Here is a 12,204-nt window from a genome sequence, read left to right as displayed (position 1 = left end):
CCATCTCCTTGACGCCCCACTCGGAGCGACGGGGTATCCTCACACACCCGCGCCATCCTTTTCCAGCAGGTGCCCGCGCAGCTCGGTGAGCGAGCGGAAGAGCGGATCCGAACTCTTCCGGTGGAGCGCACCCGTCAGGTACTGCGAGCGGCACCACTCCTCATCCACCCTCCCCTTCACCCGGCGGGCATACAGGGGGATGAATTCCGTCCGATCGGGCAGGTGCTCGCCGCCCATCTGCAATTCGAGGCAACGGCGGATCTCCTGCATCCAGGCGCTCTCGTTGGGCTTCTGGGTCCCGGTGAAGACGAGCAGCACCTGACGGTAGTGACCGGCCACCCCGCCCGTGGGCGCCTGCATCACCGTGGCGGCGCGGACGAAGGGCAGCTGCTCGATGGCCCGTGCGACCTCGGCGCCCGGGTATACCCGGCCGTCGCGCCGGGCGGTGCGCGGGCCACCGTAGTGGTACACCCCATAGGCGCGCGTGAGGACCACGTAGCCCGGAGGCCGCTCCTTGTCCGGCAACAGCGTGAAGACGCCCAGGTCCCCCGGCGCGTGCTGGCCGCTCATGTTCACGTCCCGCAGGGCCCAGCTCCGGCCCGCCGCGGGCGGCGCCTCGGCGTGCAGATCCCTCACCTGCCGCGGCGAGGCGAGCACCGCGCCTCCGGCGGCGCCATCCACGAGCACGTTCGCGGAGGGTACCGCCGCCATGCCGCACTGCTTGACCCAGGCACGCCACGCCAGCCAGTCGATGGGCTCCTCGGGGTTGCGGAACCAGTGGGCCACGTTCTTGAGGGGCAGGCGCGCGCGCAGCAGCAGATCCCTCAGCGCGGGCGTGACACCCAACGCACGCACCGGATGCTCGGTGAGCAGCGCGGGGTTGGCCTCCAGGTCCGCCAGCTCCAGGTGGAGGTAGGTGGCCCCGCGCAACAAGGTGGTGAGCAGGAACGCGGGCAGGTGTTGCAGGGGGTGGTAGCCCGGGGCGCACAGGTGCTCGCCCGGACCCAGCCCGAAGGTGAGCAGGCCGTCCACCAGCGCTCCGCGCCAGGCATCCTCCGCCGTCAACACCGCGGGAGTCCCCGAGGGCTCCACCAGCGGAGAGAACAACAAGCCCACGGGCTCTTCCGGCTTGAAGGTGTGCGAGGTGAAGGCTGGAGCCGCCTGCCCCCGACTCTGCAACACCTTCTTCTCGAAGCCCGCCACCAGGAGCGTCTGGTGGGGCTCGGTGGCGATGTGGTCCGGCTCGAGCGTGGCCAGCCGGTTCGCGATGAACCGCCGGCCCTGCGGAAGCAACAGGCTGACACTGGCGCCCAGCCCCAGGGCCGCCGCGAGGGAGATGAGCAGCTCGCTACCCACCGGGTAGAGCAGGCACACCTTGGCGCCCGCCTTGACGCCTTGCCGTGCCCACTCGGTGGCCCGCCGCGCCGCCTGCTCGTGCAACTGCCGGTAGCCCAGCACCTGCCAGCCGCTCCGGCGGTCATAGTGCCGCAGGGCGATGCGGTCCGTGTTCGCGTGGCGCACCACGGCGTCGTGGAAGAAGTCGTAGTGCTGGCCCACCCGGCTCTTGAGCGGAGCGCCGCGGCCCACGTGGGCCGCGACGAGCGCGGCGAAGAACTCCTCGGACCGGTCCCAGCTCTCCTGCTGCCAGGTGGGAACCCCCGGCTCCGCGGGGGCCCCCGTCTCGAGCTGCTCGAGGATCTTTCGGACGTCGAAGGCCATCCCTACTCCCGCCTCCGCCGCCGCGAGCGCAGACCCACGAGCGCCAGCAGGGCCAGCACGCCCGCGCTTCCCCAGGCGCCGCTCGCGGAGCACCCCAGACCATTGCCCTGCCCCGACAGGGTGCGGCCCGCGCCCTTCACGGTGAGCACCATGTCGGCCGTGGACGAGTCCTGCAGCTTGATCAACACCTTGTCCTCGACATTGCCCGAATCGGTGGGATCGAACGACACCGTGAACGTGGCGCTTCCCTGCGCGGGGATGTCCAAACCGCTCGCTCCCACATTCGTGCTGAAGGGCGACCCCGTTTGGCCCTGCATGCTCACGAGCACCCGCTGGGCCTGGGACGAGCCATTGGTGATGGTCATGGTCTTGGACACCGGATTCGCGTTGACATCCACCCGGCCGAAATCCACTTCGGTTTGATCAATCCCCAGGATCTGCTTCGTCGCCTTGCCGGCGAGCTGCACCTCCACCGAGCGCAACAACAGGGGCTCTTTCGTCCCGAACAACAGCGTGCTCTTGGAGAGCGTCTCCCCCTGGGGTTGGTACTCCACGTCCACGTACAAGGGGACGTCGGGCTCGAGGAGCCTGTCCTTCAAGGACAGCAGATCGATCTTGAAGCGCTCGCCGGTGCTCGACGTCTCCTCGGGCTCGGCCAGTTTGACGGTGTCACTGCTCAGGTTCCTGAGCGCGATCCGCTCCACCCGCCGGTCGACCCCCGCGCGCAGGCTTCCGAAGTCCAGTGTCGTCGTGTTGACGGAGAGCACCGCGCGGATTCCCTCTCCATGCAACGCCACCGGCAGCTTGTCCCTGAACTGGCCGAACTCGAGCTTCAGATTGCAGTTCAACGGGCCCTCGGCCAGGGGCGTGAAGAGGATGCGCAGCTCTTTCGTTTCGAAGGGCTCCACGGTGAAGCCCCCCGCCTGCGCGGGATCCGACCTGAACTGTGAGCACCCCGGCGCCGAATCCACGGTCGCGCGGATGAAGGTGATGGCCTCTCCCGTCGCGTTGCCGATGTGCAGGACGCGAACCGCCGGGTTGTTGATGAGCTGCTTTCCGTACTCCAGCTCGGACTCCACCGTGATCGGCTCGAGAACCCCCTTGCCGACCAGCCTCGCCGACACCGCCGGCACGCGATACCCCGTGACGGGAGTGACGATCAGCTGAACCTCGGCGGAGGTCCGCTCCGCCGTGGGCTGGAACGTCACCGAGATCGGCAACTCCGCGTTCGGATACAGCAGGTAGGGGGTGACGACCGGTTGGACGATGAAGACGTCCGACCCGTTCGAGGACATGGTGATGCTGTCGATTTCAACCGAACCATTGCCCGTGTTGTGCACGGTGAGGGTCTGCGCCTGGGAGTAATTGCCCACCAGGATTCCCTTGAACTCCAGAGTAGGGGGCGTGATCGTCAGGACGGGAGCGGTCCCCTCCCCCACGGCATCCTTCGACACGTCCCGCGCATTGGACTTCACCGTGACGAGGGCTTCACGGACCCCCATCGCGACGGGCTTGAAGGTCAACGGAATGGAGACCACCTGCTGCGAGGCCACGTCCACGGGCAGCGCGAGCCCGCCATCGGCGCTGGGGCCAACCGCGAAGATCTGGGACGGGTCGTCCGGAGAGGACGTCCCCCCATCCGTCGAGACCTTGTTCGTGAAGGCGATGTCCTGGATGGTCAGGGTGCCCTGCCCCGTGTTCTTCACGGCCAGCTGCGCCTTGGCGGTTGCCTGCACGTTGATCTTTCCAAAGTTCACGGGTCCCGTCGTGGTGAGGAACGCCTCCGGTCCCAGTGCATTGCCGCTCATCGCCAGACTGATGCTCGGCAGACTCGCGGAGTCGGTCTGGATGACGAGAGTGCCCTTGTGCGCCCCATGGAACGTCGGCACGAAGTCCACGAAGAACTCGGAGTAGTCCGCCCTGTTCTTCTGCAAGGTACGATTGGTCTCGAAGTTCACGACAGTGAATGGGTTCGGCTCCGAGGCACTCGTGCTCGTGGCGCTCACGAGCCTCAGGGGATACCCACCATTGTTCTCGACCCTGACGGTGTATCTCACGGAAGCCCCGACAGGGGTGTCCGCGAAACTGAACTCCCGCTGAGGGGTCGTCAGGCCCACACCATCGACGCCCGTCCCCGTCAACGCCACGGGGTCAACGGTATTGATGGCGTTGCTGTAGACCCGCAGCGTGCCTGGCACGGATCCCAACGTGGTCGGCGTGAAGACCAGCTCCAGCGTACGCAGCCCGGTCTTCGGGGCGAGCACCCAGGGACTCTCGGTCGAGGGCAGCGTCACGGGAGGATCGAAGGAGTATCCCGCGGACAGCTCGATCCGATTGATGAGCAACTGGGCCTCCCCACTGCTGCTGATGGTGAGGGACTTCCTCGCGCTGGCCTGCAGCAACTTCTGCTCGTTGAAGCTGAGCGAGGCAACGGACAGCCCGATGTTGGCCGACAAACCCGTGCCTCTCAGCGGGAAGGTCATGAAGCCTCCCGTGATGTTCGCGGAGACCTTGAGATCCGCCGAGACCAGGCCATTCGCGGTGGGCACGAACTCCACCGGCAAAACGACCGTCTCGGCGGGCAGCAACTTGGTCTTGGCCGGGACCTGGGGTCTGAACTGGGGGGTGGCGGGCTCGACGGTGAAGGCGTTCAGCGACAGCTCCGCATCCCCCGTGTTCTCAAGGGTCACATTCCTCACGAGCCGCGAGCCCACGTTCACATTGCCGAAGTTGAGCTCTCGTTGGGTGGGATCATCGGTCACGGTGATCCTCATCCTGGGCTCGGCCCCACTGCCTGACAAAGCAATCCGGGTGACATTGGAGGCATTGCTGTCCAACGCAACGCTCTCATACGCGGGGCCAGTCGCCGTCGGCGTGAACTTCATCTGGAACTCAAAATTCCGCTGACTGGGCCCGAGCGTCACGGCCGTCGTGAATGTGCTGCTGAACGGGGAACCCACCGCGAACACCGGCGGTTGGACCACGATGTCCTGAGAACCATCGTTGGAGAGGGTGACCTTCTGCGCCACCGTGGTTTGCACCGGGGTGGAGCCGAAGTCGATCCGGCTGGTCTCGGGATCCACCTTGAGCAGGATCCGTCCGTTTCCTGAAAGCTGGAGGCTCACGGACGAATTGCCCGGATCGTTCGTGGAGAGGGTCAGGGCGCCCGTGAACGAATCAACCCGTGTCGGGGAGAACGTCACCGTGAGCACCTGTGGACCGCCGGTCCTCGTCACATCGAAGGGCAGCGAAGGCGAGACCGAGAAGGGAGCGCCACTCGTGGCGATATTGGAGATGTGGAGTTTACCCGTGCCCGAATTGCTCAAGGACACCTGCAAGCTCGTTCCTCCCGGAACACCCACGTTCTGATCACCGAAGGCGAGCGGCGTCTTGACCATCTGGAGCACGGGCCTCACACCCGCTCCACTCAGGCCCACCGAGAGGTCATCGATCGCAGGGTCGCTGCTGAAGAGCTTGAGAGTGCCCCGGACGGGAGTCTCGGACTCAATCGTGGGGAGGAACTGCACCGTCAGCGTCGTGGTTCCAGGGTTGATGACCACGGGGGTGTTGCGGCTGATGGGCGGGTCCAGCGTGAACGCCGAGTTTCCCTCGATGACGACATCCGCGAAGGTCACGGGGCCGGAACCCGAGTTGGTGATCACCACCGGCATCCGTTTCACCACCCCCACTCGCACCTCGTCGAAATCGACATCGGGCACGGGATCGATCGCGGGTTTGACTCCCCGGCCCTTCAGCTTGACCGCGTAGTTGCTGTAGGTCGGGTCCGTGTTGACGAGGGCGAAGGTGGCCTGGACAAGGGAGTCCGAAGCCTCGGGCGCATGGAAATTCACATTCAACGACAGGGAGGACACTCCCTGCCCCTCGGGCTCGAGGGTGACCGCACCCGAGGGTTTGTTGAGGAGGGTGAAGGCCGCGTGGGTGGGATTGCCGATGGAGGTGAAGGTGATGGCGCGCGTGCCCGAGTTGCTCACCGTCACCGTCATCATGGTGTCGGTCCCTCCCCTCTTGTCACCGAAATCAAGTCCGTCGGTGGGACTCATGACCAGCACCGGCTTGTTGCCACTGCCCGACAAGGGAATGGTGTAGGTGCTGTAGTCCGGATCCGTGTTCACCAGGGCGATGGAGCCCGAGACGGGAACTTCCGTGTCAGTAGGGGCGCGGAAGCGCACCGTGAGCGACAGCGTGGAGTTGGCGCCGCCACCGGCCTGGAGGGTGACGGGACTGGCGGGCTTGCTGAGGAGGGTGAAGGCCGAGTGGGTGGGATTGCCGATGGAGGTGAAGGTGATGGCGCGCGAGCCGGTGTTGGTCACCGTCACCGTGGCATCCGTGTCCGTGCCGGCCCGCCGGGCCCCGAAGGCCAGGCCCGCCGTGGGGTCCCTCACCAGCACCGGCTTGTTGCCACTGCCCGACAGGGGAATGGTGTAGGTGCTGTAGTCCGGGTCCGTGTTCACCAGGGCGATGGAGCCCGAAACCGGCGTCTCCGAGTTGGTGGGGGCGCGGAAGCGCACCGTGAGCGACAAGGTGGAGTTGGCGCCCCCACCGGGCTGGAGGGTGACCGAGCCCGTGGGCTTGTTGCGGAGGGTGAAAGCGGCGTTGCTCGGCTCGCCGATGGAGGTGAAGGTGATGGCGCGCGAGCCCGTATTGGTCACCGTCACCGTGGCGTCCGTGTCCGTGCCGGCCCGCTGGGCTCCGAACTCCAGGCCCGCCGTGGGGTCCCTCACCAGCACCGGCTTGTTACCACTGCCCGACAGGGGAATGGTGTAGGTGCTGTAGGCCGGGTCCGTGTTCACCAGGGCGATGGAGCCCGAAACTGGCGTCTCCGAGTTGGTGGGGGCGCGGAAGCGCACCGTGAGCGACAGCTTGGAGTTGGCGCCTCCACCGGGCTCGAGGGTGACCGCGCCCGTGGGCTTGTCGAGGAGGGTGAAGGCGGTGTTGGAGGGGTTGCCGATGGAGGTGAAGGTGATGGCGCGCGAGCCCGTGTTGGTCACCGTCACCGTGGCGTCCGTGTCCGTGCCGGCCCGTTGGGCTCCGAACTCCAGGCCCGCCGTGGGGTCCCTCACCAGCACCGGCCTGTCCGAGCTGCCCGACAAGGGAATGGTGTAGGTGCTGTAATCCGGGTCCGTGTTCACCAGGGCGATGGAGCCCGAGGCGGGGGCTTCCGTGTCCGAGGGGGCGCGGAAGCGCACCGTGAGCGACAGCGTGGAGTTGGCACCTCCTCCGGGCTCGAGGGTGACCGAGCCCGTGGGCTTGTTGCGGAGGGTGAAAGCCGAATGGGAGGGGTCGCCGATGGAGGTGAAGGTGATGGCGCGCGAGCCCGTATTGGTCACCGTCACCGTGGCGTCCGTGTCCGTGCCGGCCCGCTGGGCTCCGAACGCCAGACCCGCCGTGGGGTCCCTCACCAGCATCGGCTTGTTGCCACTGCCCGACAGGGGAATGGTGTAGGTGCTATAGGCCGGGTCCGTGTTCACCAGGGCGATGGTGCCCGAAACGGGGACTTCCGTGTCCGTGGGGGCGCGGAAGCGAACCATGAGCGACAGCGTGGAGTTGGCGCCCCCTCCGGGCTCGAGGGTGACCGCGCCCGTGGGCTTGTTGCGGAGGGTGAAAGCCGAATGGGAGGGGTCGCCGATGGAGGTGAAGGTGATGGCGCGCGAGCCCGTGTTCGTCACCGTCACCGTGGCGTTCGTGTCCGTGCCGGCTCGCTGGGCTCCGAACGCCAGCCCATTCGTTGGGTTACTCGCCAGCACCGGCTTGTTGCCACTGCCCGACAAGGGAATGGTGTAGGTGCTGTAGTCCGGATCCGTGTTCACCAGGGCGATGGAACCCGAGACAAGCGCCTCCGAACTGGTGGGGGCGCGGAAGCGCACCGTGAGCGACAGCGTGGAGTTGGCGCCTCCACCGGGCTCGAGGGTGACCGCGCCCGTGGGCTTGTTGCGGAGGGTGAAGGCGGTGTTGGAGGGGTTGCCGATGGAGGTGAAGGTGATGGCGCGCGAGCCCGTGTTGGTCACCGTCACCATGGCGTCCGTGTCCGTGCCGGCCCGCTGGGCTCCGAACGCCAGGCCCGCCGTGGGGTCCCTCACCAGCACCGGCTTGTTGCCACTGCCCGACAAGGGAATGGTGTAGGTGCTGTAGTCCGGGTCCGTCGCGTCCTGGTTGGTGAGGGTGATGGAACCGGTGACCTCGTCCTCCGTGACCGTGGGCACGCTGAAGCGCACCGTGAGCGACAACGTGGAGTTGGCGCCTCCACCGGGCTCGAGGGTGACCGCGCCCGTGGGCTTGTTACGGATGCTGAAGGCGGCGTTGCTCGGCTCTCCAATGGAGGTGAAGGTGATGGCACGTGAGCCCGTGTTGGTCACCGTCACCGTCTCCTCGGGCTCCGTTCCTGCCCGGCGGACCCCGAAGTCCAGCTTGAGGTTCTCCGCCAGCACGGGCTTGTTCGCACGGCCCTTGAGCTGAATCAATTTGCTGTCGCTATTGGGATCCCCCTCGATGTCCAGGACGAGTTCTCCGTTGACCTCCTCCTCCGTGTCCTCGGGCCCCTCGAAATTCACATTGATCGTCTCCTCGTGCCCTCCTGGGATGAAGATGGGACCCGCCGTGGTTGGATCCAGGGAGAAGCTTGGGTGCGAGTAGGCGGCGAACGAGGGGGTGATCGTGAGGGTGTCGCTTCCCGCGTTGTATACCCTCACACTTTCTTGATGGACGGTCTTCGCGCGAACCAAACCGAAGTCGATCGGGGTCTCGTCCACCTCCGTGGCGAACTCCACACCAGTGCCAGAGAGGTCAACGGACAGCACTTCCTCCATGGCGTCACTGGTGATTCTCAACTGGCCATTGAACTGGCGCATCTGGTCAGCGCCAGGAGCGAACTTGACCTTGACTCCCAGGGGCGGATAACCCAGCCCCTCCGGATTCAAGACAAGTCCCGCGTCCGGAACGACTGGATCGACGACAATGAACCCTTCGCTGACTTCGATCTCGGAGATTGTCAGCGAAGCAGCGCCATTATTTCTGACACTGACTGACTTCGGATTGCTCTCCGTACCGGCCACCTGATGGTCGAACTCCAGTGTCGTGGGAGCTGCCAGGATGTGTCGTTCGACAACCGTCAGTTCGAGGTCGGCGTGCGAAATGCAGTAGCCAGTGCTGGTCGGTACCAGTACGAATTGGTTGCCTTGCGCTGTCCCCGCGTCCGTTGCCCCCGGCGTCCCACCGTCCGCACCCGCGGCCGTGCCCGTATCGGTAATCCACCCGATTCCATTGACCTTGTCCAAAACGGAGACCGCTACGCCATTCGCTCCGTTACTGGGCCCGTCGCACCTGTAGCTACTCGCTGAGCAACCCCGGCTCGTCGATTGGATGTTGGGATACCCGGCGTCACCAGTCGTCAGGGTGCGGTCGTTCAGTTTGACGACAACCTGCCCGGTGCCCGGCGCATTAACCGTGGCGCCATAGACATTGGCCTTGGCTCCCACGACGACCAGCCCGCGCGGAAGGATATAACCAAGGGACCGCTTGAATTCAGCAGAGTCGACCGCTCCCGGGCAGCGATACGCATAGGGGCTCCGGCACTTCAAACAATCCGTACTAGCTAAAGGTCCGCCTCCGTCCCACTCCAACCTGAGCATCCCCGCGTCGCGGTCGGTGATGACGCGAGTCCCCGCGTCGGGGTTGATGACGAGCGCCTCCTCCATGGCGTTCACCCAGAGCGAATCCTCGAGCGCGGCCCTTTCGGCGTCGCTCGGCCCGCAGGAGACCAGGCCGCCAAGGAGAAGCAGAGCCAGCACGTAGAGTCGGAACACTTGTCACTCCCCACGAAAAGAGCGGTAGGATTCTACCTGATCATGAGCTTACCTTCATTCCCGATCCGGCTCGCAATCACCGCGACACTGCTGGGCTGCCCGCTGGCCGCCGCGCAAAGCGGGGATCGGCTGCCGGGCTTCGAGCTGGAGCGACTGGAGACGAACATCGGGCGTGGCACGCTGCTGGTCGGCAACGGCGAACTGCTGGTGCCCCAGGGACTGAACGTGAACCTGCTGGGGCATTACCAGCACCTGCCGCTCGTGCTGCGCGACGCTGGGGACAGGCTCGAGGTCGTCCAGGACCGGGCCACGGCCCTGCTCTCGGCCAGCTACGGGATCCTGCCGTGGCTGGAGGTGGGCGCCCAGCTTCCGATCGTGCTCTTTCAAAGGGGAGCGAACCCCAGCGGCGTGGGCTTGGCAGAGCTGACGGCGCAGGGATTGGGAACTCCCGTTCTCCAGGTGCGGTTGGGGGTGCTGTCGCGGCGCCGCCGGCAACCGGTGGATCTGGCGGCGGACCTGGGCGTGGGTCTTCCGTTCGGCACCGGGACGGCGCTGGCCGGCGATGACGGATTTCGCTACCACGCGCGGATGACCGCGGGAATGGAGCTGGGCTGGTTCCAGACCTCGCTCGAGGCCGGCGTCCTGTTCCGGCCCAACATCCTCCTGCCCACGTCGGATTCGGATTGGGAGGTCCGCTCGGGGGCGTCCCCGGAGGTGCGGCTCGGGGCCGCGCTGGCCACGGTGGGCAAGGGTCTGCGAGGGGAGTTGGCCCTGCGGGCGACGTTCGCCAACCCCAAGCCCTCCTTCGAGTTGCTGGGTGGCATTCGCTTCCCCCTGGTCCCCTCGTTGGACGCCTTCGTGCTGGGCGGCCCGGGAGTCGGGGAGGCGCTCGGGACGCCGCTCTACCGCGTGATCATGGGCATTTCCTTCCGCAACGAGCCTCCGCCCAAGATCTCCTTCCTGGATGAGCGCGCGGACCAGGAACTGCAACTCGTCCTGGCCACGCCCCCGTCCACCTCCACGGAGGAGCCGGTCCGTCCGGTCGCCGCCTGGGAGCTCAATGCCCTGGGTCGTGGAGAGGCCCGGGTGGCCGACGACATGGCACCCCCCACGCCGCCCAAGCCCTACCAACCCGGTCCCCAGGACAAGGTCGTGCTCCGTGGGGAGTTGCACTTCGCGCGGGGCAGCTCGGAGCTGCCGGGAGTGGTTCCCCTGCTGGATCAGGCCGTCCTGCGGATGGCGGAGCGTGCCAACGCGGGCCGCATCCTCATCGAGGGGCATTCGGACAAGGACAGCGCTGACTCGTTCATGTCGGTCCGGCGCGCACAGGCGATCCGGCGCTACCTGATCGATCAAGGCATTCCCGCGACGCAGGTGCGCATCCAGGGCTTTGGCTCGGACTGGCCCGTCAGCGCCCAGCCCGCCACCGAGCAGGAGCGGCAGCTCAATCGCCGGGCGGAAGTGCTCGTCATCACCGACTCCTCCGCCCCACCCACCACCCAGTCCTCCCCTCCCTAGCCTCCCCGTCCACAGCCCCGGCGCCCCGCGCCGGTGGTGGGAGGAGGGTTCACCGGCGCGAGGAAGGAAGGGCTCCGATGCGGACCAGGAACCGCGTCTTGCGATCCATCTCCCGCTGCAGCTCGTCCAGGTGGCGGGACGAGGTTCTCTCGGGCGCCCTTTGGGAGGAAGACGGACCGCCCCCTCGCACGGGCATGAGGACGGGAGTGCTGGCGCCTCGCGACACCGCCACCTCCACGCGCGGGGCCGCCCCGTCATTCGCGTTGCTGGGGTTGCGCCGGACCAGTGCCGGACGAACGGGAAGCGGAGGGACCCGCTCCGCGACCGCACGGCCATAAAGCCAGGCACCACACCGCCAGAGCACATCATAGCGCTGGTGGAGCAGCGTCCAGAACCGGTCGCGCATCTCCAGGGCCCGGACGAGCGCGTTCTCCTCCTGCTTCGCGCCCCCTGGCTGCCCGAGCAGCATGCGCAATTGCCCGACGAGCTGCTCCGCCGCGTCAACCTCGTCGGGAGTCACGGGAGAGCGGCCCGCGATTCGCGCCGCGTTCCTGCGAAACAACGCCACGAGCGACAGACAATCCTCCAGGACGTCTTGCCGCGCGTGAAGCCAGACCTCGTCGATGTCCGGGTCGGGCAGGAGATGAGCCTCGGCGAAGGCGTCCGCGGCCTTGCGCAACCTGCGCCGCACCTGTTGAACGCGCTCGAACAAGGGGCCGAACGAGGCCGCCTCGCGCTCGCGTTCCACCCGGAGCGCGGCGAAGGCCAGGCCCTGCACGAGCCGAGGGAGCAGCGAGAGATCCCCGACATCGACGTGCGGCAACCCGCTCACGCTCTGGGCCCCTCCGCCCAGGACCTGCTCCACCGCGTGGCTCACACCGTGGTAGGCGAGGACGATGTCGGCGCAGCACTCCTCGATGAAGCCAGGCTCGAGAGCCTTGGCGGCGGAGAGGAAGGACTCGTAGGCCGATTGCGAGCTGATGCCCTCGAGCGCCAGGGTATCCACCGCCCCCGCTGACTCAGCCCCCTTGGCGCCATCCACTCGCATGCGCGGCAGATTATCGGGAGTGATCCAGGGTCGCAACGCACCGTCGACCAGGCAGGACGGCGGGCGAAGCCGGTGCCGATCCAACTCGCGCTCGATTTC

The 12,204-nt window shown here is 66.7% G+C and carries 4 protein-coding genes; 1 reads left to right on the top strand and 3 read right to left on the bottom strand.

What is annotated here, in order from left to right; genetic code table 11:
- Positions 1-39 precede the first annotated feature (39 nt).
- Both CYFUS_RS24035 and CYFUS_RS24030 read right to left on the bottom strand, forming a co-directional pair.
- The gene (locus CYFUS_RS24035) at positions 40-1,719 is read right to left on the bottom strand and encodes an AMP-binding protein (protein WP_095987351.1); all 1,680 of its coding nucleotides are present in this window, start codon (positions 1,717-1,719) and stop codon (positions 40-42) included.
- Positions 1,720-1,721: 2 nt separating this feature from the next.
- Positions 1,722-8,654, bottom strand: coding sequence for a choice-of-anchor D domain-containing protein (locus CYFUS_RS24030; RefSeq protein WP_198316727.1), 6,933 nt, complete (start codon positions 8,652-8,654; stop codon positions 1,722-1,724).
- Positions 8,655-9,581: 927 nt separating this feature from the next.
- Here CYFUS_RS24030 and CYFUS_RS24025 point away from each other — a divergent pair.
- Positions 9,582-11,057: an OmpA family protein gene (locus CYFUS_RS24025; RefSeq protein ID WP_095987349.1), complete on the top strand. Its 1,476-nt coding sequence runs from the start codon at positions 9,582-9,584 to the stop codon at positions 11,055-11,057.
- Positions 11,058-11,106: 49 nt separating this feature from the next.
- On the opposite strand, the gene CYFUS_RS24020 is transcribed toward CYFUS_RS24025, so the two are convergent.
- Positions 11,107-12,105: a hypothetical protein gene (locus CYFUS_RS24020; RefSeq protein ID WP_095987348.1), complete on the bottom strand. Its 999-nt coding sequence runs from the start codon at positions 12,103-12,105 to the stop codon at positions 11,107-11,109.
- Between the last annotated feature and the right edge of the window lie 99 nt (positions 12,106-12,204).

The organism is Cystobacter fuscus (assembly GCF_002305875.1).
GTDB lineage: Bacteria > Myxococcota > Myxococcia > Myxococcales > Myxococcaceae > Cystobacter > Cystobacter fuscus_A.
The sequence above is the reverse complement of the archived record's forward strand: the minus strand, read 5'-3'. Positions and strand labels throughout refer to the sequence as shown.